The organism is Mesorhizobium sp. CA6 (assembly GCF_020165035.1).
In the GTDB taxonomy this organism is placed as follows: Bacteria; Pseudomonadota; Alphaproteobacteria; order Rhizobiales; family Rhizobiaceae; genus Mesorhizobium.
Genome location: NZ_JAIUHI010000001.1, coordinates 285,683 through 309,224 on the forward strand (window position 1 = coordinate 285,683; position 23,542 = coordinate 309,224).

A 23,542-nucleotide genomic window follows, 5' to 3' on the forward strand; every position below is an offset into this window, starting at 1 on the left:
ATCGCGATGTCGGCGCGCCCAACAATCATCCTGCACACCGACAAGCCTGCCGGCGCGCTCGCGGTGCTTGCCGAGACACATCCGGATCTGGATGTTCATGCCTGCGAGACCTATGCCGGCCTTCCCGCTTTGATCGAGCGGACCGCCGCGGAAGTAGTCTATTCGATCCGCTTCGACGGCACGCCGCGCTATCCGCGCCAGGTCCTCGTCGAGAGCCCGACGGTGAAATGGGTGTCGATCGGCGGCTCTGGCACCGACCATCTCGGTCGCTGGGATCCGAATCATGTGACGGTGACGAACTCGGCCGGCGTCGCCGCCGGTATGCTGGCCGAATATGCGCTCGGAGCCATGCTCTCCTTCTCGCTCGACCTGCGCGGTTTCGAGCGCCGGCAACAGGCCCGCCAATGGGGCGGCGGCCGTGTCGAGCCGATCGAGGGTAAGACCGTCCTCATCGTCGGCCTCGGCAAGACCGGTGAGGCCGTCGCGCGCCGCGCGCAGGCGATGGGCATGCGCACCCTGGGCATCCGCGCGCGACCGAAACCGATGCCGTCGCTCGACGAGGTGCATGGGCCCGACGCGCTGCTGCCTCTGACCGGCCGTGCAGATTTCATCGTCTGCTGCGTGCCTCTGCTGTCCACCACGCGCGGCCTGCTGGGCGAGGCCGCTTTCGCCGCGATGAAGCCGTCCGTCGTTCTCATCGACATTTCGCGCGGCGGCGTCATCGAGGAAAAGGCCCTTCTCGCCGCGCTTGATGCGGGGCGGATCAAGGGCGCGGCGCTCGACGTCTTTGCGACCGAGCCGCTCCCGGCGGAGCATCCGCTCTGGAGCTACGACAACGTTGCCGTCACGCCGCATTGCGCTGCGGTTTATGACGGCTGGGACATCAAGTCGGTGCGCATGTTCGCCGACAATCTGGCGCGCTACCGCCGCGGCGAGCCGCTCGAGAATGTGGTCAATCCGGAACGCGGCTACTGAAAGCAATTCCAGGAAAAGTGCAGCGGTTTTCCGTGCGAGAACAAGAATCGAAGGGGAATGCTATGTCACAGGACAGGCGCGGCGGTGGCCGCAGATCGAAGCTCGGGCGCGGTGGCGGCGGCATCGCGCAGCTGCCGTGGCAGAGCGTCAAGAACCCCTACCCGCCTATGCAGCTCCTAGACGAGGAGCGCATGGAGCAGTTGCACAAGACCTCGATGCGCATCCTGTCGGAGCTCGGGATCCGCGTCATGAGCGAAAAGGTTATGGACCTGTTCGCCAAGGCTGGCGCCATCGTCGATCGCGAGGAGCGGACCATCCGCATCGACGAGAGCATCGTGACGGAAGCTCTGAGCAACGTGCCCTCCTCCTTCACGCTGACCAGCCGCAATCCGGACAAGCAGATCCATTTCGGCGGCAATTCACTGGTTTTCGGCCTGGTCGCCGGTCCGCCCAATGTGCATGACCGCATCAACGGCCGCCGTCCGGGCAACCTCCCCGACTACCAGAACTTCATCCGGCTGGCGCACCACTTCAACGCCATCCACATCATCGGCAACCAGGTGGTGGCGCCGATCGAGCTGCCGGCGAATTCCCGCCATCTCGACACCTACCATGCCAATCTGACACTGAGCGATCTCTCCTTCCATTGCACGGCGATCGGCCGCGCCAGGGCGATGGACGGCGTCAACATGATGGCGATCGCGCGCGGCATCTCGGTCGAGGAGATGCGCGCCTCGCCGGGCGTCACCACGATCATCTCGATCAACTCGCCGCGCCTGTTCGATGACGCGATGGCGGAAGGCCTGATCGCCATGGCCGAGCACGGCCAGCCGGTGACGGTGACGCCCTTCACGCTGATGGGCGCGATGACGCCGGTGACGCTGGCCGCCGCGCTCTGCCAGCAGAACGCCGAGGCGCTGTTCGGCGTGACGCTGACGCAGCTCGTCAATCCCGGCACGCCGGTGATGTACGGCGCCTTCACCTCCAATGTCGACATGAAGTCGGGCGCGCCGGCCTTCGGCACGCCGGAAAACGCCAAGGCCAACATCATCGCCGGCCAATTGGCGCGGCGCTACAACCTGCCCTACCGCACCTCAAATGCGAATGCCTCCAACGTGGTCGACTTGCAGGCGGCCTACGAGACCGAAATGGCGACATGGGGCGCGGTGCTCGGCGGCGCCAATTTGATCTATCACGCCGCCGGCTGGCTGGAGGGCGGGCTGACGGCGTCCTACGAAAAGCTCGTGCTCGACGTCGAGATCCTGCAGAACATGATGGAGTTCCTGCGGCCCTTGCCATTCCAGGAGGACGACCTCGGCTTCGAAGCCATCAAGTCGGTGCCGGCCGGCGGCCATTTCTTCGGCGCCGAGCACACCATGTCGCGCTACACCACCGCCTTCTACCAGCCGATGCTCTCCAACTGGCAGAACTACGGCGCCTGGCAGGAAGCCGGCGGCAAGGATGCGCTGGAGCGGGCGACAGAGCTCTGGCAGCAGGCGCTGCACGACTATGAGGAGCCGGTCATGGATCCCGCAATCCGCGAGGAGCTCGACGCCTATGTCGCGCGCCGCCGCGAGGAGATCGCCGCCAATCCGGAAGCTTAGGACACTACAATGCGTTACGACCTCGTTATCCGCCACGCGACGCTGATCGCCGGCGACGGCTCGGCACCGTTCGAGGCCGACATCGCCGTTACCGGCGACAGAATCGCGGCGATCGGCCGGCTGGACGATGAGCACGGCATCGAGGAAATCGATGCTCTGGGCAAGGTCGTCGCGCCCGGCTTCATCGACGTGCACACCCATGATGACGGCGCGCTGCTTTCGCCGCGCGGCATGGACCCGAAGATCAGCCAGGGCGTGACGACGGTGATCGCCGGCAATTGCGGTGTCAGCCTGGCGCCTCTGCTGCTCGACAAGACACCGCCGCCGCCCTTCACGCTGGTCGGCGGCCGCGAGAACTTCCGCTTCGGCCGCTTCGCCGATTATGTTGCGGAGCTGAAGCGGCGCGGCATCGCCACCAACGCGGCCCTGCTCGTCGGCCACACCACCTTGCGCCAGCGCTGCATGCCGGTGACCGACCGTCCCGCAAACGCAGCGGAAACGGCGGCAATGCAGGAAGCGGTGGCCGAGGCGATGGCCGAGGGTGCGTTCGGCCTCAGCAGTGGACTCGACTATCCGCCGGCCGTCAACTCGTCGACCGAGGAGGTCAAGGCGCTGGCCGCCACAGCGGCAGGCCTGGGCGGTCCGTATGTCACCCACACGCGCAACTATTTCGAGGCGATGGACGAGGCAATCGAGGAAGCGATCGACATTGCCGGTCATGCTGGCGGCAAGCTGTTCATCTCGCATCACCAGTGCACCGGCCGCGCCAATTTCGGCAAGAGCCTGCCCTCTCTCGCGCGCATCGATCGGGCGCGCGAGACGATGGACATCGGCATGGATGTCTATCCCTATGCCGCGAGTTCGACGGTGCTTCGGCTGGAGCGCTGCGATACCGGCCTGAAGATCCTGATCACCTGGTCCGATCCGCATCCTGAGATGGCGAGGCGCGAGATCGCCGACATTGCCCGCGAATGGAACTGCACCGAGCGCCAGGCCGGCGAGCGCCTGTTGCCGGCGGGCGCGGTCTATTTCCAGCTCGATGAGGAGGATGTGCGCAACATCATCGCCCATCCGCGCACCATGATCGGCTCGGACGGCCTGCCGCACGACATCCACCCGCATCCGCGCCTCTGGGGCACTTTTCCGCGCGTGCTCGGACATTACGCGCGGGATATAGGGTTGCTCACTCTGGAGGAAGCCGTGTTCCGCATGACCGGCCTGCCTGCGCGTGAATTCGGCATCCAGAAGCGCGGCATTCTCGCCGAAGGCAGTTTCGCCGATCTCGTCATCTTCGACCCCGAGACGATCATCGACACCGCCACCTTCGACGAGCCGCGCCGGCCAGCCGCCGGCATCGAGCACGTCTTCGTCAACGGCGTGTCGGTGTGGCGCCAGGGCAGAGCCACAGGAGCGCTGCCGGGCGCGGTTCTCAAACCCTCGACTTCAAAGACGATTGTCAGAGGGGCGTGCGGCTGCGGCGCCGGTCACAGCGCCTCATAGATCCGGTCTACGCTCTCCAGCGTATAGGCGAATTCCACCGGCCGCGTGCAGCGCCAGCCTTCGAAGGGCTGTTCGGCAAGCGCCTTCAACGCCTGCCGCAGACGCAATATGCCGCCGCCATAGAGCCGGTTCGCCATGTCGAGCATGCCGGTGCGGTGCATGGCTTCCGTCATGCTGCCGCAGGCCTCTTTCACCAGCCAGACGCGAAAACCCTGATAAACCGCATCGAACACGCTCTCCGTCACACAGCTGTCGGTGAGCACGCCGGTGACAACAAGGTTTTCAACCCCGAGCGCGGCGAGGCGCTGCGAAAGATCGGTGCGGCGAAAGGCGCTCGGCCAGTGTTTGTGGATGACGATGTCGCCGGGCACGGCCGCCACCTCGGCGCAGATGTCCGCGCCTTCGCTGCCCGCGACGGCGGAGCGGAATTCTTCGGTCAGGATCTCCTCCTGACGCGCGTAGCCTTCACGCTCTTCCGGCTTGATCCAAGCCTGAGCGTGGATGACCGGCACGCCAGCCTTGCGGGCGGCCTCGATCAGCGCTGCGGCATTGGCCAGCACCGCGTCGTAGCCGACGACCGGCCATGCCGCGCCGGGTCGGTACTCATTCTGCAGGTCGATGACGAGCAAGGCAGTCTTGGCGAGGTTCATGGCTGATCCAGGAGATTGTCGAAGTCGGTGACGAAGCGCAGAAGCAGACGTATCGCCTGATCGAGATCGGCGATCTCCATCGCTTCATGCGGATTGTGGCTGCCGTTTTCGTTGCGCACGAAGAGCATGGCGGTCGGAATGCCCGCGCCGGCGAACGTGGCCGCATCGTGCCCTGCTCCGCTCGGCACATGCGGCGCGCACATCTGCAATTCGGTCGCGGCGCGATCGAGCTTCGCGATCAGCGCCGGCGACATGGTCGCCGGTTCCCAAGTGAAGCGCGGCCCAAGCTCGAAGGTGACGCCGCGTTTGGTACCGGCTTCGGCAAGGATGCCATGAAGCCGCGTTTCAATCCGCTCCAAGACGGCCGCTTCGGCGCTCCGCACGTCGAGCGCAAAGCCGAGCTCGCCGAGAACCCGGCTGCCGCCGTGCTGCGTGGGATCGGACTGCACGCGGCCGAAGGTGATCGTCGCTTCATGGCCTTCGCGTTCGAGCGCGTCCCATTCCGCCTCTAGCCCCGCGATCAGATCGGCGAAGCCAAGCACGGCATCATGCCGGGCAAAGCGCGGCTCGGCGCCGGAATGGGCGTAGGCGCCAAGGCATTTCGCATCGACATAGCGGAAGCCGCCGGCGATCCCGGTGACGATGCCGACCGGCGCTTCGGCGGCGGTCAAGCGTGGCCCCTGCTCGATATGCACCTCGACAAAAGCCGCGATCCGGCCTGCATCGATGCCGGGCACGCCGCGCCACACGGCGTCGGGATCGAAGCCTTCCTCGCGCATGTGCTCGGCCAGCGTGCGCCCGCTGTCGGACCGCCTGGCTTCGAGCGCCCGCGGATCCAGCAGGCCAAGCGCCGCCTGGCTGCCGGGGTATGACAGCGGAAACCAGACGGCCTCCTCCGCCCGCGTTGCCAACACGATGAGGTCGCGTGGCAAGCGGATGCCCTGCCCGACCAGTTCGGCCATGACCGCCAGGCCCGCCACGACACCGGCGGCGCCATCGAAATTGCCGCCATGCGCCACGCTGTCGAGATGCGAGCCGATGACGATCGCCGGCAAATCCGGGTCACGGCCTTTCAGCGTCAAATAGAGGTTGCCGGCGGCATCGACGCGCGCGACGGCGCCGAGCTTTTCCGCCTCCTTGCGCACAAAGTCATGGGCGAAGCGCTCGCCCGGCCCGTAAGCAACGCGCGTGATTCCCGGCGCGTCCGTCGTGGCTTCGGCGAGTGCGTCCAGGATACGTCCCGCCAGTTTCCCACCGGCCGTCAGTGAGCTCATGGCGCGACCTGCTGGGCTTCGCCGTCACCGCCGCGCAGCCTGTGCGGTGTGAGTTCCGCAAGCGACACGCCTTGCCTTGCGACATCGTCGGGCAGCCCGCCGCCGGCGATCAGGCCGGCGCAGACGCGCGACAACGCCGGCGAGGTCTTAATGCCGTAGCCGCCCTGCCCGACCAGCCAGACGAAATCGTGAAACTCGTCATCCGGCCCGACCACCGGCGACCCGTCGGCGACAAACGTCCTGAGGCCTGCCCAGGAGCGCGACACGCGCTGCACCTCGATCGTCGTTGCCCGTTCGAGACGCTCGGCGCCGATCGCGACATCAATGTCCTCCGCAAAGGCGTCCATCGGCGCCGACGGCGTTGCATCGGCGGGAGAAACGAACAGCTGCCCGGCATCCGGCTTGAAATAGAACTCCGCGCCGACATCGTTGACCAGCGGCCAATCGGTGATATCGACACCTGGAGGTGCGGGAATATTGAAGGCGGTGCGGCGCTTCGGCTGCAAGCCGACCGGACGCACGCCCGCCATCAGCGCGATCTCGTCGCCCCAGGCGCCGGCCGCATTGACGATCAGCGGTGCAAGGAATGTACCCGCTTCCGTCTCGACCCGCCATTGGCCAGCCTGCCTGACGATGCCTCTCACGCCGGCCTTGGTGATGATGCGCGCGCCGCTCGCCCGCGCGCCGCGCAAGAAACCCTGGTGCAGGCCGTTGACGTCGATATCCATCGAATGCGGTTCGATATAAGCACCGGCCAGATAATCCCGGCGCAGCACAGGCACGCGCGCGATCGCCTCGGCCGGCATCATCGCGACGATCGAGGGCACGAGCGCCTGCGCGGCTGCAAGGTCCTCGCGCAACAGCTCGAGCTGATCGGCGCGTGCCACCGTGATCATGCCGCGCCTGCTCAGCAGCGGATAATCGCAAAAACCAGTCGGCGGCTCGGTCAGGAAGGCCCGGCTTGCGAGCACGATGCGGCGAATGACGCCATTGCCGTAATTCTCAGTGAAGCTTGCGGCCGAGCGGCCGGTGGTGTGATAGCCGCAATGGCTCTCCCGCTCGAGCAGCACGACCTTCCTGTCGCGCGAAATCTCAAAAGCAGCGCCGGCGCCGGCCATGCCGCCGCCGATGATGATCACGTCGGTTTGTTCGCTCATGGACACCCATCCGCCAATACGGCTCCCCCCATGCTGCGCGGCACAGCGGGCGGCTCGCCCAGCCGGCCGCGGCGCGCACGATCGCGGGCGCCCCGCCCTTCAGCCAGATTCTCAGCCAGCGAATTCTGCGAGGCGCAGTCCCGCAATGCGAGGTCGCCGACAAAAGGCACCGGCTTGCCGGCGATGGCCATGCCCGTCAGCCGCGCCCAGACCGCGCGCCGTTTGCGCACCTGATGCGATTGCAATTCGCTGATCTCGGCGATCCCACTCTCCCGCTTGATCTCCAAGACACCCGCCTCGACAGCCGCGTCGAACAGCTCCAACCCACGCTTCGTTCGCACGATGATGCCGTTGAGCGGCTCGTCTTCGACCGCCGGTCCGCCATTCAGCCAGGAATCCGATACCGCGATATCCGCCACCTGGCCGATGGCATCAGGACAGATCTTACAGCGCGGCTGGATCATCCATTTATCCTCGTCTTCCCACAGCTGCCGGTAGCTGATTTCGAAGGCGCGGCCGTCTTTGGTTTCGATCCGGTTGGGACCGGGATTACCGTATCCACGGTAGCGGAAGAGAGCGAGCTCGTCCTCGCTGAGGCCAAAACGCTGCAGCACCTGCTCCGACTTCGTCAGGTCCGAAGCACCGCCGCAGACGAAGGCGAGCGCATAGCGCATATGCTCGTCTACGCGCGGATCGAGCCGCGCCAGGTTGCGCACCGCCGTGATGTCGCAAGGCTTGGCGATCAGCGCGAACGACTCGCCGCGATCGAGAATGTCGTTGAAATCGACCAGCGTCGCCGCCGGCCCATAGCGCGAGCCGGCGCCTTCGAGCACCGAAGCGGCGTCGAAGCTCAGCTTACGTTCCGTCCGCATCGGCATGGAACGCGAGGCCGCAACATGCAGCAGGAATTTGACCCGGCCAGTGTTGAGCAGGAATTGCCCGAGCGCCGTCAGCATCCCGCCGCCGGAGCCGACGAACCGCACCCTGGGATCTCCGGCTGAACCGAGCACAAGCCGTTCGACAGGTCCCCAGACCGTGTCCGTCAACGCGGCGTCATTCATCTGCGCCGGTGGCGGACCGGCGATCCGCGTTCCCGGGCAGACGGCGTTGATCCTCGCCAGTATCGGCTTGTCTAATGCGTGCCTTGCCACCGGCCGCTCGCGCCCTTCCGGCGTCATCACCATGTCGACGTCGTCGGCACCAGCGATCGAACGGCAGAGGCCGCAGCCAATACAGAGGCCGTTCTCGACGATCTCGCTCAGCGTCAGCGGATTGGCTGAAGGCGGTATCGTGTCCCGGCTATGATTGGTTTCGATCAGGCCCATCGCGACTTCAGACCGGTTCCGAAATGCGCCGGTACTGATCGGGACGGCGGTAAAGCGCGAAGTTGAAATTCACCTTCCGGCAGGTCTCGATCAGGTCGAGATCGGCGCGATGGACGATGACCTCGTCGTCCAGCGACATCGCCTGCGCGGCGATCTCGCCGGTCGGCGCAATGATGCAGGAACCGCCGATCAGCGCCTGGCCGTCCTCCAGCCCGGCTTTGGCAGCGGCGCCGACCCAGAGCGTGTTCTGGTAGGCCCCGGCCTGCATCGGCAAATGGTTGTGGAACATTCTGAGATGCGCCAGCGCGGGCGCCTCGTCGAGCAGCAGAGGCGTGTTGTAGCCGAGCAGTGCCACCTCGGCGCCGTTGAGGCAGAGCATCCGATAGGTTTCCGGCCAGCGGCGGTCGTTGCAGATGGCGAGGCCGACGCGAACGCCGCGATAATCGAAGACCGGAAAGCCGAGATTGCCGGGTTCAAAGTAACGCCGTTCGAGATGAGTGGTCGTGCCCGCTTCCGGCTCGCTCGACCCCGGCACATGCATCTTGCGGTAGCGGCCGATGAACGCGCCGTCAGGCCCGACCAGATCCATCGTGTTGAAATGGCGCCTGCGACCCTCTTCATGCGCCAGTTCGCAATAACCCAGCGCGAACCCGACCTTCAGCCGCGCGGCGGCATCGTAGAGCCGCTGCGTCTCGGGTCCTGGCATCGAGACTTCGAAGAAGGCATCGATCTCGGCCTGGTCGTCGATGCGCGAACGCGGAAAGAACGTGGTCAGCGCCATTTCCGGAAACACCGCGATCTCGGCGCCGGAAGCCGCTGCCTTTTCGAGCAGATGCACCAGCCGCCCGACTGTCTCGGCGCGCGTGGCGCTGCGCTGGATCGGTCCGGTCTGGCAAACGGCGATGGTCAGGCATCGAGCCATGGTGTCCAATCCTCGACTGGTTTTCCCAAAAGCGCCGGATCGGCGGCGGACCGCGCCACGAAGCGCCCGAACCCCGGTTCGGCCTGCAGCTTGCCGTCGGCGACCACCGGCACGCCGCGCACCAGGACGGTGGTCGGCCGGCCGGTGACGACCTTGCCCTCATAGGGCGTGAAATCGACGTGCGAATGCAGCGCCTTGTGCCCGAGCGTCCAGCGCGCAGCCGGATCCCACAGCGCGAGGTCCGCGTCGAGCCCGACGGCGATCCTGCCCTTGCGATCGGCGAAACCGTAGATCGAGGCGGCGTTGCGCGAGGTGAGGTCGAGATAGCGCTCGAGCGTCAGGCGGCCTGTGAGCAGCCCTTCCGAAAACAGCAGCGGCAGGCGTGTCTCGATGCCGGGAATGCCGCTCAGCGTCGTCGTGAAACCGGGTGTTTCGGAGCGGCCGATCTTGTCGGCGAAATAATATGGCGAATGGTCCGACGACCAGAGGTCGATGCCGCCGTTAATCAGCTCCTGCCACAGATGCTCATGGCTGCGCGGCGACCGCGGCGGCGGCGAAAAGACGAAGCGGGCCGCGTCGACTGCGTCGCGGTCGAGGTCAGCCGCTCCAAGAAAGAGATATTGCGGACAGGTCTCGGCAATGGCGTCGACGCCGCGCGTCTTTGCCCGCGCCACTTCCTCCGCCGATTGCCAGGAGGAGACATGCACGATGGTCATGCGCGCGCCGGTCATCTCGGCAAAGGCTAAAGCACGATGCGTCGCTTCGCGTTCCATCGTCTCGCTATGGGCGACGACATGGTAGCGGATATCCGTGCGGCCGAGATCGATCAGCCGCTGCCGCGTGCGGCGGATCGCAGCGTCGTTCTCAGCATGGACCATGACGATCCAGCCCAATCGCCTTGCCGTATCGAGGACCTTGAAGAAGAGGTCGTCGTCGACGGCAAAACCCTGATAGGTCATGAACAGCTTGACCGAAGCGATGCCGCGCCGGGCAAGCTGGTCGAGTTGGGCTTCAACATCGGCGCCAGTGCCCATGGTGACCACGGCATGCAGCCCATAGTCGATCACGGAACGCCCCGCCGCGCGCTCCAGCGCGCGGTCAATGGCGCCGATGGTGGTCATGTCCTGCCCGGGCATCCCGAACGGGACGATGCAGGTGGTGCCGCCAAAGGCCGCGGAGATCGTGCCGGAATAGAAATCGTCGGCATTGCCCGCGCCGCCCCAGACCGGCTGGTCGAGATGGCAATGCGCGTCGATGCCACCGGGCATCACCCAGCTGCCGCCGGCGTCGATCGGTTTCCCCCCGGTCAGGCCTTTGCCGATCGCGGCGATGCGGCCGTCGTCGATGCCGATGTCGCACTCGGCCCAGCCGTCGTCGAGCGCCACGCGCCCGCCTTTGATCACCAGCTCATGCATTGGCGTCTCCTCGCCGGCCGGCTCATCCGACGGCCGCCGTCACCATGATCTCGACACGGTACTGGTCGCCAGCAAGCCGCGCTTCCACCGTGGCGCGCACCGGCATGGCGCTCCTGTTGATCCAGGCGTCCCAGGCCGTGTTCATCATCTCGAAATCGGCGATGTCGCGGAGCCAGATCTGGACGCTGAGCAGCTTCGACTTGTCGCTGCCGGCCTTGGCCAGAAGCGTATCGATCTTGGCCAGGATCTGCTTGGTCTGGCTGGTGGTGTCGCCGGAAAGATCATCCGCGGTCAGGCCGGCCACATAGACGGTGCCGTTGTAGCGGAGCACCCGGCAGAAGCGCTGGCCGTTTTCGAGGCGTTCGATCGTCATGATGTTCCCTTCCGCTGGGTTCCAGATCCGGTTTTTGCCTATGGTAAGGAGGGTGCAAAACCGCTGTAAAGCCCGCGACGCGCCGAGACGCCGCTTTCCTTTGCCGGCATGGCCAAAAAAATTTAAGCCATAGCCGCGTCAATCTTCGTTTGTGGCAGCCACTATAAAGTGTAGCTTCAGCTGGGGCTGCCGTCGGTCAACGGTGCCGCCAGGGAGCCGCCGCAGCCGCATTCATGAGGTCGATCGCTCAATCCGCGATGAGGCTTTGGCAAAATGCTGAGCGCTCTCGCGCCATGCTGCCGATCATGGTAGGCGTCTGCCTCGCTTGCATCGGCAGCGCCATGCTGACCACCGCCGTGTCGCTGCATCTCGGCAAGCCCGGCATTTCGCCCCAGGTCGTGCAGATCGTGCTGACCGCCTATCCCGTGGGCTTCCTCGTCGGGTGCCTGGTCACGCGCCCGGCTGTCGCCCAATACGGCCACGAGCGCACCTTCGTCGCGATCCTTGTGCTGGCGCTGCTGGCCGCTTCAGGCTTTGTCTTCACCGACTTCCTGCCGAGCTGGATCTGCTTCCGCCTGCTCGGCGGCATGGCGATGGCGTCGTTGTTCGTGGTCTGCGAAAGCTGGATCAACCTCTACGCCGAGCACCACAATCGCGGCGCGTTGTTTTCGCTCTACATGCTGACGACGGCGATCGCCGTGCTGCTCGGACAACTCCTTGTCGGCCTGGTCGGTCCGCAATCGCCGCATCTGTTCCCGGTCGCGGCGGCGACGGTGCTTCTGGCGTTGATCTCCAAATTCATCGGCGGTCGCTGGCCGGCGCTGCCGGCCAGCGATCCGGAGCACGCAAGTTCGGCGAGGCCGGCCAAGCGCCTCGGCCCGCTGGCGCTCTTTCGGCTGGCGCCGGTGACGGTCGTGGCGATCTTCCAGGGCGGCATCACCAACATGAACATCTTCGTGCTGACGCCGATCTACGGCACGCAGATCGGGCTGTCGGCGGCAACGACGGTCGGGCTGGTTACGACCATCAGCATCGCCGGCATGCTGGCGCAGACGCCAGTCGGCTGGCTGTCGGACAGGTTTGAGCGGCGAATCATATTGCTTGTCCAGGGCGTCCTGTCCGTCACGCTCTGCGCTGCGATCGCCTGGCTCGGCAATTTTTCGGTGCCGCTGCTCTTCGTGCTGTTCTTCCTCTATGGCTGCACGGCGCTCACCGTCTATCCCGTGGCGATGGCCTTCGGCGCCTCGCAATTGCACAGCCGGCACATGGTCGGCGCTTCCGGCACGCTGCTCCTGCTCTATTCGATCGGCAATGTCGCGACGCCCGGCATTTCCGCCGGCCTGATGGACCGCATGGGCGCGCCGGCCATGTTCCTCTTGCTCGGCGGCGGCTCCGTGCTGGTGACGATAGCTGCCTGCTACAATCTTTTGCGCCGGCCGGTCATCGCGCCGGCGATGCAGGCAGTCGAGGAGCAGTTCTGATGACGGATGCAATGAACCGCATGAAGGGCAGCGTCATTCTCATCGCCGGCGCTGCCAGCGGCATCGGTGCGGCGATTGCACGACGCTGCGCTGCCGAAGGCGCAAGCGTCGTCTGCGCGGATTACGATCTTGAGGCTGCGACGAAGCTTGCCGAAGCGCTTGGCCCTGCCGCGGCCGCTTGCCGGTGCGATGTGAGGAACATCGAGTCCGCCGAAGCGGCCGTCGCATTCGCCCGGCAAAAATTCGGCCGGCTCGACGGGCTGGTGCACAATGCCGCGGCCCCCTCCACCAACGCCACCGTCGTCGATCTCGATGAGGATGCGTGGCGGCACGAGATCGATATCGGCCTGACCGGCGCCTTTCTGATGAGCAAGTTCGCCGTGCCGCTGATCGCCGCAAGCGGCGGCGGCTCGATCGTCTTCATCGGCTCGCAATTCGGGCGCGTCGCCACGACCAAGGCCGTCGCCTATTGCGCTGCCAAGGCCGGGCTGATCCACCTTGCCAAGGCGATGGCCGTGGACCACGCGCCCGACAAGGTTCGCGTCAACAGCCTGTCGCCCGGCGCGGTGGCCACGACCCGCCTGCTGCGCCGGTTCGCCGATTTCGAGGCCGCCAATGCCGGCCTTGGTCCCGCCCATCTGCTCGGCCGCATCGCCGATCCTGACGAGATCGCCGCGGGGGCGGCTTTCCTGCTTTCCTCGGATGCATCCTTCGTCACCGGATCCGACATGCTCGTGGACGGCGGCTATGCGACGCGCTGAGCCCGTATCTTCAAAGGAGTTCCCATGACCCTGCTCGTCACTGGCGGCACCGGCTTCGTCATGAGCGTGGTTGCGCGCGCTTGGCTGGATCGCGACCCTCTGGCCGGCGCCGTGATCCTCGACCGCTCCGGCCTCGACGCAGCCGCTGAAAAGCATTTCGCGCCGGTGCGCGACCGGCTGACGGTAATCGCCGCCGATATCCTCGACCCGCAAGCCTGGTCCGCGACGCTCGACCAGCAAGGCATCACGGCAATCGTCCACGGCGCGACGATCACGCCGATCTCACGCGGCAGTGCTTCGGAGGCCAAGCGCCAGCCGGAGGCCGAGGATCCGGCACGCATCGTCGACGTCAATCTGATGGGCACCGTGCGCATGCTGGAGTGGGCGCGCGCGAGGCCCGGCCTCAAGCGCTTCGTCTATGTCAGTTCCGGTTCGGTCTACCGCCACAACGGGCCCGACTGGAGTAGCGAGCCGCTGCCGGAAGACGGCTATGTCGCGCCGCTGACGCTCTACGGCATCTCGAAATTCGCTTCCGAGATGGTCACCAACCGCTATGCCGACCTGTTTAACCTGTCGGCGGTCTCGGTGCGGCTTGCTTCCGTCTACGGGCCGATGGACCGCGCCACCGAGAGCCGCAACTTTCGCCATGTGCCCAACCGCGTCGCGCATATGGCTCTGGCCGGCGAGACGATCAGGCCGAACAGCCTGGAGCCTGTCGGCGACTATGTCGCCTCGACCGACGTTGCCGCAGCGATCCTCGCGCTGATCGACGCGCCGCACCTCAATTACCGTCACTACAATATCGGCTCCGGCTCCAGCCAGACCATCGGTGAGATCATCGGTTGGGCAAAGGAACGCGTGCCGGGGCTGAAGGCCGAGGTGACATCAGGAGAAGACGCCAACATCGTCCAGGACGTGGCGCTGAAAGGCGGTATGTGGGGCGCCTATGACATCGCCCGCATCCTGCGCGACACCACATGGCGGCCGCGTCCCGGCAAGGAAGCCTTCCATGCCTATATGGACTGGATCGCCGCCAACGAAAGCTGAGGAGAGTACCGATGCCGATCGATCTCCAGCATGCCCAGCCGCGCGACTTTGTCGGCTATGGCCCGCATCCGCCCTTCGTCACCTGGCCGGGCGGCGTGAAGCTCGCTGTCAACCTCGTGCTTAACTACGAGGAAGGTTCGGAATACAACTGGCTGGATGATGGCCGCAACGACAATTGGGGCGAATACAATCTGACCAGCAGCCCGCCGGTGCGCGATCTCGGCACCGAGACGCATTTCGAATATGGCAGCCGCGCCGGCGTCTGGCGCCTGGTGCGCCTCTTCGATCGCTACGACATTCCGGTCACCTTTTCCGCCTGCGCCGTGGCGCTGGAGCGCAACCCGCCTTTGGTCGAGTGGATGAAGAGCCGCCGCCACGACCTGATGGGCCATGGCCTGCGCTGGATCGACTACACGATGATGGAGCGCGGCGAGGAAGAGCGTCACCTGCACGAAGCCATCGCGCTTTACGAGAAGCTGCTCGGCAAGCGGCCGCTCGGCTGGAACTGCCGCTCGCTGCCCAGCGTCAACACGCGCGACCTTCTGGTGAAGGAAGGCGGCTTCCTTTACCACTCCGATCCCTGCAATGACGACCTGCCTTATTTCCTCGATCACCGGGGCACGGAGATACTGGTCGTCCCCTACTCCAAGACGCTCAACGACAGCCGCTATCTGGTGGCTCCGGGCTATAGCAATCCCCGCGACTTCGCCGAGGACTGCCGCTCGGCCATCGACTATATGCTCTCCGAAGCCGACGAGACCGGCGGCCGCATGCTGACCATCGGCATCCACGCCCGCTGGACGGGCCAGCCCAACCGCGCATCGGGTCTACGCGAGGTGATCGAGCATGTCCAACAAAGCGACGGCGCCGCCTTCATGCGCCGCGAGGACATCGCCCGCTTCTGGCATGCGAACCATACCCGCATCGAACACCGCGGCTGAGCGATGTTCGAAACGCTGATCCGCGGTGGAACGGTGGTGAATGCCGAAGGCATCAGCCACAGCGATATTGGAATCGCCGGGGGCAAGGTCGCCGCAATCATCGCGCCCGGCGAAGCCGCCGAAGCCAGAATGGTCGTCGATGCCTCAGACTGTTTCTTGCTGCCAGGTCTGGTCGATGCGCATGCACATCTGCGCGACCCTGGCCTGACTCAAAAGGAAGATTTCTCTTCCGGCACGCATGCGGCCGCACTCGGCGGCGTGACGACAGTGCTCGACATGCCGACCGATGAACCGTGGACGGCCACGCCAACGCAACTAGCCGACAAGATGGCGATCGCCGAAGGCCGCATCCATGTCGACGTCGGCCTGCAGGCCGTGATCAGCCGCGACCTGTCGCTCATCCCGGGCCTGCTTAGCCTTGCGCCGGTGTCGTTCGAGCTGTTCACCGCCGACGTGCCGGGCGCCTTCCTCTTTGCCTCGCTCGACGCGGTCGCCGAAGCGCTCAAAGCTTTTGCCGGTGCCGATACGCTGATCGGCATTTCACCCGGCGATCAATCGATCCTGAACGGCAGCGCTATGCGCGACCGCTCGGGCGCCATCGCCGCCTTTCTGGACAGCCGGCCGCCGCTGGCCGAAGCCAACGGCATCGCCCGCGCCCTTGTCGTCGCGGCCTCGGCGGAGGCAAAAATCCACGTCCGGCAGATCAATTCCGAACTGGGTGTCGAGACCTGGAGCCGGCTGCGCGGCATGGCCGACGCCAGCGTCGAGACGACGCCGCAGAACCTGTTCTTCACAGCGCAAGATTACGAAGCTCTGGGCGCTAATCTGAAGGCTTCGCCGCCCTTGCGGTCGCCGCATGACGTCGATGCGCTGCACGCTGCGCTCGGCGCGGGACTGATCGACATCGTCGCCACCGACCATGCTCCGCACGCACCGGCCGAGAAGGCGGCGCCTTATGCGGCTTTCGCTGACGTTCCGGGCGGCATGCCGGGATTGCAGACGCTGCTTCCCACCATGCTGAAGCTGGTCGATGACGGGCTCATCGCCCTCCCCGATCTGGTGCGCATGTGCTCTCGCAATCCGGCCGAGCGCTTCGGCCTCGGCCGACGCAAAGGCCGCATCGCCGCCGGCTACGACGCCGATCTGCTGATCCTCGATCCACACCAACCCAGCACGATCGCCAATGCCGACCAGGTGTCTCGGGCCGGCTATACGCCCTTCGACGGTTGGGCCGTGAAAGCGCACCTGACCAACGTCTTCCTGCGCGGCCGCGAGATCGTGCGCGCAGGCAGGCTGGTCGGCCCGGCGCAGGGAAAGATCGTCACCCGGGAGAGCTGAACACCATGGCCTTGCTCGCAGGTAAAACCGTCATCGTCACCGGAGCGAGCTCCGGCATCGGCCGTGCCATCGCGCTGAAATTCGCGGCGGAGGGCGCGAGCGTCGTCGTTGCCGACATGGTGGAGCAGCCGATCGAGGACGGCGAGAGCACCACCGACATGATCCGCTCGGCCGGCGGCGCTGCAATCTACGTCAAGACCGACATATCCGACTGGAGTGCCGTCGATGCGCTGGTGGGCGCAACGGTCGCGCAGTTCGGTCGCCTCGACGTGATGGTCAACAATGCCGCGATCTACACCAGCACCAACCTGATCGAGACCACGCCGGAACAGTGGAACCGCGTCATCGGCGTCAACCTGACCGGGTTCTTCTACTGCAACAAGCGCGCCGTCACGCAGATGCTGACCCAGGCGCCGGTCAATGAGGTGCGCGGCCGGATCATCAACATCTCCTCGCAGCACGGCATGGTCGCCTGCCCCGGCGATTTTCCCTATTCGGTGAGCAAGGGCGGCATCGTGCAGATGACGCGCCAGATCGCCGTCGACCATGCCGACGACCTGATCGTCTGCAACGCCATCGCGCCGGGCAAGATCATCACCGGCAAGCCGGGCGTCGCCAACGATCCTGATGCGCTCGAGTATTCGCGCCGGCGCACGCCGTGGCCGCGGCTCGGGCATCCTAACGACGTGGCGGGCGCGGCGCTGTTCCTGGCCAGCGATATGGCCAGCTACGTCACCGGGATCAACCTGATGGTTGACGGCGGCTGGATGGCCGGCTGACGAGTGATTGCCGGGCCGCTCTGGCAACCAGGCACGGGATGACGCCTGACGAATACCGGGCGAAGTGGGGACTGGCGAAGGACTACCCTATGGTTGCCCCAAACTATTCGGCCGCCCGATCGGAATCTCGAACTAACGAAGGAAGGCGTCCGGCCTCGAGTTTCTAGGGCGTGGGCAAAGCGCGGGCAAGCCGTGGGCAAAGCCATTTTTTTCGCAATGAAATCAATGGTCATGGTGGGCCCGGAGGGTGTGAGGTCGTCAAGCAAAATCAATGGCTTACAGGATGGTTAGCCAACCCATATCCTTCGTATCGTCTCGTATGGTCTGGCGAACCGGATAAGAACCCGAAATGAGCCACCTTCTTATTCGCTAATCGTAGGTCGAAGGTTCGATTCCTGCCGGGTTCACCACTTGGGCTCGCTATAGTCTCACCTGACGTTGTTAAGGTCGGTATTCCGGGCAACACCGCCCTATCGCTCACTGAAAATCCTCGTGTCAGTGGTTCGAATCCGCCTCTGGGCACCATCCCCTCTTCTCCCGACAGTCCCTATCGCCGAAGCTTCTACGCCGCAGCCTCTGCAACGCCTGAAATTGTTGGCCTTTTCGGGTCAGTTCGCGAATTTGAGCGCGGTTGGGCCGTTTCGAGCGCATTTGTGTCCAACGGCGGGTGGGGATGGTATTTCCGTTGGTATTGGACATCCTGATGGTATCGAGACAGCCAAAGGGAGGTCTCACGAATGGCCCTTTCCAACGTGAAATGCCGGAACGTCCGGCCCGCTTCCAAACTCACGAAATTATCTGACGGTGGCGGGCTCCAGCTATGGGTACAGCCAACGGGATCTCGCCTTTGGCGGCTCGCATATCGCTTTGACGGCAAGCACCGGCGCGCGCCTCCGTGAAGTCGATGCTTGATGCCCAGCTTTCCGCTTGTTGATCGCAACATAGACGTGGGTGCGTCGAAGTTCTTGATTTATGGCGGGCAAAGATCAGAAGCTCTCCAGGATGGCTCCGTATCGCTCGGCCCTACCTTTGAACGGCGATTTAGCCATTAAAGCTACCAATGCGTCCCCTGGACCTCACGACACGCGCAATTACATACAATGGCAAATCCTAATAAGGAAAAATACGCCCACTCCATAAGGGATGACGAGAAGTCCGAGGGCGATCCAATAGCCCGGCTGCGCTATTGCCGCGAAATCTGAGCGAAGCTGTTTCATTGCCATCAAACGATGCGCCAACATCGTTGTTCCAGGGGGGCAACGGTCCGAGCGCAACATGACGTTCCCGTTTTTTGCCAGCAATGGAACATGTTCTTGAGTTTTCAATTCGTGGCAGGATCAAAAAGCAGTGGAGATGTTTGGTGGCTCTTTTAACGCCAGAGCAGGTGACGGCGGCTCGGGCCCTGTTGAACTGGTCTCGGGTCAGCCTCGGGGCCAAGTGCGATTTGAGCGAGGTGGATATTCGCGAATTTGAGCGTGGTGGCCGTCTCCCCTCGCCAGAAAAGCTGCTTGCCGTGCGCCAGGCATTCCGGGCCGCCGGTATCGTGTTTTTCGGCCAGGACAGCTCGGGCAAGCCTGCCCTCCGATTGCAAATACCGGCTCTTGTTCCGATCATCAATCGTAGTGATGGCGGGGCTGGGACAGTCGGCAACAGCGAAATGTAGCCGCTCTTCATCCCGATCGGGGGCGAGCGGTTCGGGGAAATCGCCTCTCAATTAGGTCGAGGTAGCATTGCAAGCCTGCCGCAGCAAACAGTCGAGCTTGCCAACGCTATGGTCCGACCTGTCGCGGACATTTGGTGCGGCCAGTGATCCAAACTGGTTCCGCTGCCCGGCGTCCTTACAGGCCAGCGGTCTTGGTCGGCTACAAACCTCTTCATGAAGGAGGAACAAAGCAGCCGGCTGTCAGTTCGGTAACATTCAACAAGTTGTTCCGGATCATGGCTCATCGTCGGTTTTCGTTGCTAGCTTTGGGCCTTCTGGTCTTGGCGTTTGGCTCGACGCAGCAAAACGCCGCTCACGCGCAAGCGCCCTGCCCGGCCGATCACGACAAGCTGCTTTCGGCCTTGAAGGCCAACGTCAAGGCGAGCGGCGGCCCCGCGAATGGCGGCTTCGAGACCAATGAATGGGCGGCAATCGTTGCCCGCGACGGCACCGTCTGCGCCGTTGCCTTCAGTGGACCCACGGCCGATGCGCAATGGCCGGGCAGCCGGCTGATCGCGGCCGAGAAGGCCAATACGGCCAATGGCCTCAGCCTAGTGAACATGGCGCTGTCGACAGCCAATCTCTATGCCGGGGTGCAACCAGGCGGACCGCTGTTCGGTCTGCAGACCACCAATCCCGTCAACCAGGCAGCGGCTTACACAGGCGACCCCAAGACGTTCGGCAGCGCCAACGATCCGCTGATCGGCGAGCCGATCGGCGGCGTCGTCGTGTTCGGCGGGGGCCTGGCTCTCTACGACGGCAAGGCGATCGTCGGTGGCCTCGGGATCAGCGGCGATTCCTCCTGCGCTGACCACAACGTCGCCTGGCGCGTTCGCGCCGCCCTGGGGCTCAATAAGGTTCCGGCGGGCGTCAATCCCAACCGCAAGGATGCCATCATCTACGATCTTGATCCCGGCGGGAAAAGCGCCTCGGGCTGGGGCCACCCGCTTTGTGCCGGGCACGAGGCCGATATAGCGGCGGAAATCGGTTCCGGCGTCGGAGGTTCGACGCCGAAATGAAGCAAGCAGCGCAACCGGTACGATCCTGCGGGGAAGCCCCGATGACCAAGCGCTCGTCGGCGCCCCGAAAACATTCTCCGGGCGCCATTGCAGCGATGCTGTTGGTCTGCGCCCCCTTGCTGACAGCCGCTTCGGAATCGCCGCCGGCACCCGCGATCTCACCGCCTGCCGCGGCCGCGCCGCCCGATGACGGGCAATGGACGATGCCCGCCAAGAACTACGCCTCGACCCGCTATAGCGAGCTCGCCGAGATCAATGAAGGCAACGTCAAGAATCTGCAGGTCGCCTTCACCTTCTCGACCGGGGTGAACAAGGGCCAGGAAGCGGCGCCCTTGGTGGTCGGCAGCACGATGTACATCGTGAGCCCGTTTCCCAACATCGTCTACGCGCTCGACCTTTCCAAGCCCGGCGCGCCGATGAAATGGAAATACGAACCCAATCCTGAGCCCGCCGCGCAAGGGGTTGCTTGCTGCGACGTCGTCAACCGCGGCGCGGCTTTCGCGGATGGGCGCATCTTCTTCAACACGCTCGACGGCCACACCATCGCGCTCGATGCGAACACCGGCCAGCCGGTCTGGAACGCGCATGTCGGCAACATCAATATCGGCGAAACCATCACCATGGCGCCGCTTGTGGTGAAAGGCAAAGTGCTGGTCGGCAATTCCGGCGGCGAGATGGGCGTTCGCGGCTGGGTCAAGGCGCTCGACGCTGGCGACGGTCATGTCGTCTGGACGGCTTACAACACCGGCCCCGACAAGGAGGTGCTGATCGGCCCGGACTTCAAGCCGCATTACGACATGGACAAAGGCAAAGATCTCGGCGTCACGACATGGCCGCCGGAGGCCTGGAAGATCGGCGGCGGCAATATGTGGGGCTGGATTTCCTACGATCCGGATCTCAATCTTATCTTCCACGGCACCGGCAATCCCGGCCCCTGGAATCCCGATCTGCGGCCCGGCGACAACAAATGGACATCGGGCATTTTCGCCCGCGACCCCGATACCGGAGCGGCGAAATGGTTCTACCAGTGGACCCCGCACGACCTGCACGACTATGACGGCATCAACGAGCAGATCCTGCTCGACATGAACTGGCAGGGCAAGCCGCGCAAGGTGCTGGTCCGGCCGGAACGCAACGGCTATCTCTACGTCCTTGATCGCACCACCGGCGAGGTCCTGTCCGCAAAGCCTTATGGCCCCGTCAACTCCAGCAAGGGCGTGGATCTCAAGACCGGCCGCCTGATCGAAAACCCGGACAAGCTGACGGGCACCGGCAAGGTCGTCCGCGACATCTGCCCGACCGCGTCGGGCCTCAAGGACTGGCAGCCTTCCGCCTTCTCTCCGAAGACCGGTCTGCTCTACATCCCGCACAACAATCTGTGCATGGACGAAGAAGGCGTCGAGGTGAACTACATCGCCGGCACGCCCTACGTCGGGATGAACGTCCGCATGATCCCGGGGCCGGGCGGCAATCGCGGCGCCTTCACGGCGTGGGATATCGCGGCCGAAAAACCCGCCTGGAGCCTCAAGGAGAATTTCCCGGTGTGGAGCGGCGCGGTTGTCACCGCCGGCGATGTGCTCTTTTATGGAACGATGGAAGGCTGGTTCAAGGCGGTGAGCGCCAAGACCGGCGACCTGCTCTGGCAGTTCAAGACCTCGTCCGGCATTATCGGCCAGCCCATCACCTATCGCGGCCCGGACGGCCACCAATACGTCGCCATCTTGTCCGGCGTCGGCGGATGGGCCGGCGCCATCGTGTCGGGCGATCTCGACCCGCGCGACGCCACTGCCGCGCTCGGTTTCGTTAACGCGATGAAGGACCTGAAGAACGCGACCACGGCGGGAGGCACGCTTTATGTGTTCCGTCTGCCCTGATGCGCTTGAGGTGACTGCGGTACTGACGCGCAAGGCGTTGCAGCGGATTGGCATGGGCATGGCCGTACTCGCCTTGCTGCTCTTGCCGGCGACGGCCGGCGCTCGTGAGCTCAGGGTCTGCGCCGACCCTAACAACCTGCCCTTTTCCAATGCGGCCGGTCAGGGATTCGAGAACAGGATCGCCGAAATCATTGCCGCCGATCTCGGCGCGAAGCTGACCTACACCTGGTGGGCGCAGCGCCGCGGCTTCGTGCGCAACACGCTGAAGGCGGGTCTCTGTGATCTCGTGCCCGGCACGCCGGCCAATCTCGAAATGCTGCGCACCACCACTCCCTACTACCGATCGTCCTATGTCTTCGTGACCCGCCAGGACGGTCCCGACGTGGCCTCCTTCAACGACCCGCGGCTGCGCTACATGCGCATCGGCGTTCAACTCATCGGCGACGACGGAGCCAACTCGCCTCCGGTCCAGGCGCTCGGCCGCCGCGGCATCGTCGGTCACTTGGTGGGCTATCCGGTCTATGGCGATTACTCCGCCCCCAATCCGCCGGCCCGCATCGTCGAGGCGGTGGCGAGCGGCGAGATCGACCTAGCCGTGGTATGGGGACCGCTTGCCGGCTATTTTGCCCAGAAGCAGAAGGTCCCGCTGCGCATCACGCCGGTTGCGCCTCGCATCGACGGACCGCAATTACCCATGATCTACGATATTTCGATGGGCGTGCGGCGCGAGGACGACGCCTTGCGCGGCGACGTGAACAATGCCTTGGCCAGGCACAAGGCGGAGATCGATGCATTGCTGGCGCAGTATGGCGTGCCGCGCCTCGATGCCTTGGGGAGCACGGTGCGATGAGGTGCGCTGCCGCTATGCTCTTTCCTGTGGTGCTGATGCTCGTTGCCTGCCAGCGCGAGGAACGGGACACGCGCCCTCAATCGGCCCTCGGCTCGGGCGAGCAGCCGACGCCGGTGACAACTCTGGAACCCGGCGGGCAGCGGCCCTCCCCCACAGACAACAAAGCGGCGAGCTTCGAGGCCAATGCCTTTCATCTGAGCGAAGGCAAGCGCCTGTTCGGTTGGTTCAACTGTTCAGGATGCCATGCCAATGGCGGCGGAGGCATGGGCCCGGCGCTGATGGACGAAAAATGGATCTATGGCAGCTCTATGGAAAGCATTCATGCCACGATCCGCGACGGCCGTCCGAACGGAATGCCCAGCTTCCGCGACAAGGTCCCGGACGATCAGATCTGGGAGCTTGCGGCATTCGTTCGCTCGTTGAGCGGCAAAGCGCCTTCCTCCGCCGCGCCATCCCGCAATGACGACATGATGGCGCATCCATCGGAAAACCGTATGCCGAATGCCGCCACGCTGGGGAAGTCGCCGTGAAACGGTTCGCCCCGATTGCGTTCGC

General features: G+C 64.7%; 22 protein-coding genes and 1 pseudogene. 16 read left to right on the forward strand and 7 right to left on the reverse strand.

Annotation, left to right across the window (positions count from 1 at the left end):
• Positions 1–6: 6 nt before the first annotated feature.
• From LB526_RS01240 to LB526_RS01250, 3 genes are all read left to right on the forward strand, one after another.
• Positions 7–975 (forward strand): D-2-hydroxyacid dehydrogenase, encoded by a 969-nt coding sequence (locus tag LB526_RS01240; RefSeq protein ID WP_224625778.1) that lies wholly within the window; start codon positions 7–9, stop codon positions 973–975.
• A gap of 62 nt (positions 976–1,037) precedes the next feature.
• Complete coding sequence (locus LB526_RS01245; protein WP_095768562.1) at positions 1,038–2,579, forward strand: trimethylamine methyltransferase family protein; 1,542 nt, start codon at positions 1,038–1,040, stop codon at positions 2,577–2,579.
• 9 nt (positions 2,580–2,588) lie between these two features.
• Entirely contained in the window at positions 2,589–4,079 is a 1,491-nt protein-coding gene (locus LB526_RS01250; protein ID WP_224625779.1) for an N-acyl-D-amino-acid deacylase family protein, read from the forward strand.
• Here LB526_RS01250 and LB526_RS01255 read toward each other — a convergent pair.
• The 7 genes from LB526_RS01255 to LB526_RS01285 are packed head-to-tail and all read right to left on the reverse strand — an operon-like array spanning position 4,064 to position 11,195.
• Entirely contained in the window at positions 4,064–4,729 is a 666-nt protein-coding gene (locus tag LB526_RS01255; protein WP_224625780.1) for a cysteine hydrolase family protein, read from the reverse strand. The two genes, LB526_RS01250 and LB526_RS01255, sit on opposite strands and share 16 nt — an antisense overlap.
• Positions 4,726–6,003: a Zn-dependent hydrolase gene (locus LB526_RS01260; protein WP_224625781.1), complete on the reverse strand. Its 1,278-nt coding sequence runs from the start codon at positions 6,001–6,003 to the stop codon at positions 4,726–4,728. The genes LB526_RS01255 and LB526_RS01260 overlap by 4 nt, the downstream gene beginning before the upstream one ends.
• The gene (locus LB526_RS01265) at positions 6,000–7,160 is read right to left on the reverse strand and encodes an NAD(P)/FAD-dependent oxidoreductase (protein ID WP_224625782.1); all 1,161 of its coding nucleotides are present in this window, start codon (positions 7,158–7,160) and stop codon (positions 6,000–6,002) included. The genes LB526_RS01260 and LB526_RS01265 overlap by 4 nt, the downstream gene beginning before the upstream one ends.
• Positions 7,157–8,485 carry a Coenzyme F420 hydrogenase/dehydrogenase, beta subunit C-terminal domain gene (locus LB526_RS01270; RefSeq protein WP_224625783.1) on the reverse strand — a complete coding sequence of 443 codons (1,329 nt, stop codon included), beginning with the start codon at positions 8,483–8,485 and terminating at the stop codon, positions 7,157–7,159. Before LB526_RS01270 ends, LB526_RS01265 begins: the two co-directional genes overlap by 4 nt.
• 7 nt (positions 8,486–8,492) lie before the next feature.
• Positions 8,493–9,407, reverse strand: coding sequence for a nitrilase-related carbon-nitrogen hydrolase (locus tag LB526_RS01275; RefSeq protein ID WP_224625784.1), 915 nt, complete (start codon positions 9,405–9,407; stop codon positions 8,493–8,495).
• Positions 9,392–10,822 carry a dihydropyrimidinase gene (gene hydA / locus LB526_RS01280; protein ID WP_224625785.1) on the reverse strand — a complete coding sequence of 477 codons (1,431 nt, stop codon included), beginning with the start codon at positions 10,820–10,822 and terminating at the stop codon, positions 9,392–9,394. The genes LB526_RS01275 and hydA overlap by 16 nt, the downstream gene beginning before the upstream one ends.
• Before the next feature lie 22 nt (positions 10,823–10,844).
• Positions 10,845–11,195, reverse strand: a complete 351-nt coding sequence (locus LB526_RS01285; protein ID WP_224625786.1) for a RidA family protein — start codon at positions 11,193–11,195, stop codon at positions 10,845–10,847.
• 293 nt (positions 11,196–11,488) lie between these two features.
• Between LB526_RS01285 and LB526_RS01290 the strand changes: the two genes are divergently transcribed.
• The 13 genes and pseudogenes from LB526_RS01290 to LB526_RS01350 all read left to right on the forward strand — a co-directional run bounded on the left by LB526_RS01290 (position 11,489) and on the right by LB526_RS01350 (position 23,517).
• Entirely contained in the window at positions 11,489–12,676 is a 1,188-nt protein-coding gene (locus tag LB526_RS01290) for an MFS transporter (protein WP_224625787.1), read from the forward strand.
• Positions 12,676–13,437 (forward strand): SDR family NAD(P)-dependent oxidoreductase, encoded by a 762-nt coding sequence (locus LB526_RS01295; protein ID WP_224625788.1) that lies wholly within the window; start codon positions 12,676–12,678, stop codon positions 13,435–13,437. The genes LB526_RS01290 and LB526_RS01295 overlap by 1 nt, the downstream gene beginning before the upstream one ends.
• A gap of 24 nt (positions 13,438–13,461) precedes the next feature.
• A complete protein-coding gene (locus LB526_RS01300; RefSeq protein WP_224625791.1) occupies positions 13,462–14,484 on the forward strand; it encodes an NAD-dependent epimerase/dehydratase family protein in 1,023 nt (340 codons plus the stop codon).
• A gap of 11 nt (positions 14,485–14,495) precedes the next feature.
• Positions 14,496–15,425, forward strand: coding sequence for a polysaccharide deacetylase family protein (locus LB526_RS01305; protein WP_224625793.1), 930 nt, complete (start codon positions 14,496–14,498; stop codon positions 15,423–15,425).
• 3 nt (positions 15,426–15,428) lie between these two features.
• A complete protein-coding gene (locus tag LB526_RS01310; RefSeq protein ID WP_224625794.1) occupies positions 15,429–16,763 on the forward strand; it encodes a dihydroorotase in 1,335 nt (444 codons plus the stop codon).
• Positions 16,764–16,768: 5 nt separating this feature from the next.
• Positions 16,769–17,542: an SDR family NAD(P)-dependent oxidoreductase gene (locus tag LB526_RS01315; RefSeq protein ID WP_224625795.1), complete on the forward strand. Its 774-nt coding sequence runs from the start codon at positions 16,769–16,771 to the stop codon at positions 17,540–17,542.
• A gap of 20 nt (positions 17,543–17,562) precedes the next feature.
• Positions 17,563–17,709: a MucR family transcriptional regulator gene (locus LB526_RS01320; RefSeq protein WP_411966994.1), complete on the forward strand. Its 147-nt coding sequence runs from the start codon at positions 17,563–17,565 to the stop codon at positions 17,707–17,709.
• A 570-nt stretch (positions 17,710–18,279) separates the two neighbouring features.
• A pseudogene (locus tag LB526_RS01325) lies at positions 18,280–18,426 on the forward strand (Arm DNA-binding domain-containing protein); the annotation flags it as partial.
• 476 nt (positions 18,427–18,902) lie between these two features.
• Positions 18,903–19,205, forward strand: coding sequence for a multiprotein-bridging factor 1 family protein (locus LB526_RS01330; RefSeq protein ID WP_224625796.1), 303 nt, complete (start codon positions 18,903–18,905; stop codon positions 19,203–19,205).
• Between the two features lie 320 nt (positions 19,206–19,525).
• The gene (locus tag LB526_RS01335; RefSeq protein WP_140839283.1) at positions 19,526–20,263 is read left to right on the forward strand and encodes a heme-binding protein; all 738 of its coding nucleotides are present in this window, start codon (positions 19,526–19,528) and stop codon (positions 20,261–20,263) included.
• Positions 20,264–20,304: 41 nt separating this feature from the next.
• Entirely contained in the window at positions 20,305–22,137 is a 1,833-nt protein-coding gene (locus tag LB526_RS01340) for a methanol/ethanol family PQQ-dependent dehydrogenase (RefSeq protein WP_224625797.1), read from the forward strand.
• Positions 22,118–22,987: a substrate-binding domain-containing protein gene (locus LB526_RS01345; RefSeq protein WP_224625798.1), complete on the forward strand. Its 870-nt coding sequence runs from the start codon at positions 22,118–22,120 to the stop codon at positions 22,985–22,987. Before LB526_RS01340 ends, LB526_RS01345 begins: the two co-directional genes overlap by 20 nt.
• The gene (locus LB526_RS01350; RefSeq protein ID WP_411966945.1) at positions 22,984–23,517 is read left to right on the forward strand and encodes a c-type cytochrome; all 534 of its coding nucleotides are present in this window, start codon (positions 22,984–22,986) and stop codon (positions 23,515–23,517) included. The genes LB526_RS01345 and LB526_RS01350 overlap by 4 nt, the downstream gene beginning before the upstream one ends.
• The last annotated feature ends 25 nt before the right edge of the window (positions 23,518–23,542 follow it).

Excerpts from the sequence above, each read along its gene's own strand:
- LB526_RS01240 (WP_224625778.1), top strand. The coding sequence starts at position 7 with ATGTCGGCGCGCCCAACAATCATCCTGCACACCGACAAGCCTGCCGGC.
- LB526_RS01245 (WP_095768562.1), top strand. The coding sequence starts at position 1,038 with ATGTCACAGGACAGGCGCGGCGGTGGCCGCAGATCGAAGCTCGGGCGC.
- LB526_RS01250 (WP_224625779.1), top strand. The coding sequence starts at position 2,589 with ATGCGTTACGACCTCGTTATCCGCCACGCGACGCTGATCGCCGGCGAC.
- LB526_RS01255 (WP_224625780.1), bottom strand. The coding sequence starts at position 4,729 with ATGAACCTCGCCAAGACTGCCTTGCTCGTCATCGACCTGCAGAATGAG.
- LB526_RS01260 (WP_224625781.1), bottom strand. The coding sequence starts at position 6,003 with ATGAGCTCACTGACGGCCGGTGGGAAACTGGCGGGACGTATCCTGGAC.
- LB526_RS01265 (WP_224625782.1), bottom strand. The coding sequence starts at position 7,160 with ATGAGCGAACAAACCGACGTGATCATCATCGGCGGCGGCATGGCCGGC.
- LB526_RS01270 (WP_224625783.1), bottom strand. The coding sequence starts at position 8,485 with ATGGGCCTGATCGAAACCAATCATAGCCGGGACACGATACCGCCTTCA.
- LB526_RS01275 (WP_224625784.1), bottom strand. The coding sequence starts at position 9,407 with ATGGCTCGATGCCTGACCATCGCCGTTTGCCAGACCGGACCGATCCAG.
- hydA (WP_224625785.1), bottom strand. The coding sequence starts at position 10,822 with ATGCATGAGCTGGTGATCAAAGGCGGGCGCGTGGCGCTCGACGACGGC.
- LB526_RS01285 (WP_224625786.1), bottom strand. The coding sequence starts at position 11,195 with ATGACGATCGAACGCCTCGAAAACGGCCAGCGCTTCTGCCGGGTGCTC.
- LB526_RS01290 (WP_224625787.1), top strand. The coding sequence starts at position 11,489 with ATGCTGCCGATCATGGTAGGCGTCTGCCTCGCTTGCATCGGCAGCGCC.
- LB526_RS01295 (WP_224625788.1), top strand. The coding sequence starts at position 12,676 with ATGACGGATGCAATGAACCGCATGAAGGGCAGCGTCATTCTCATCGCC.
- LB526_RS01300 (WP_224625791.1), top strand. The coding sequence starts at position 13,462 with ATGACCCTGCTCGTCACTGGCGGCACCGGCTTCGTCATGAGCGTGGTT.
- LB526_RS01305 (WP_224625793.1), top strand. The coding sequence starts at position 14,496 with ATGCCGATCGATCTCCAGCATGCCCAGCCGCGCGACTTTGTCGGCTAT.
- LB526_RS01310 (WP_224625794.1), top strand. The coding sequence starts at position 15,429 with ATGTTCGAAACGCTGATCCGCGGTGGAACGGTGGTGAATGCCGAAGGC.
- LB526_RS01315 (WP_224625795.1), top strand. The coding sequence starts at position 16,769 with ATGGCCTTGCTCGCAGGTAAAACCGTCATCGTCACCGGAGCGAGCTCC.
- LB526_RS01340 (WP_224625797.1), top strand. The coding sequence starts at position 20,305 with ATGACCAAGCGCTCGTCGGCGCCCCGAAAACATTCTCCGGGCGCCATT.
- LB526_RS01345 (WP_224625798.1), top strand. The coding sequence starts at position 22,118 with ATGTGTTCCGTCTGCCCTGATGCGCTTGAGGTGACTGCGGTACTGACG.
- LB526_RS01350 (WP_411966945.1), top strand. The coding sequence starts at position 22,984 with ATGAGGTGCGCTGCCGCTATGCTCTTTCCTGTGGTGCTGATGCTCGTT.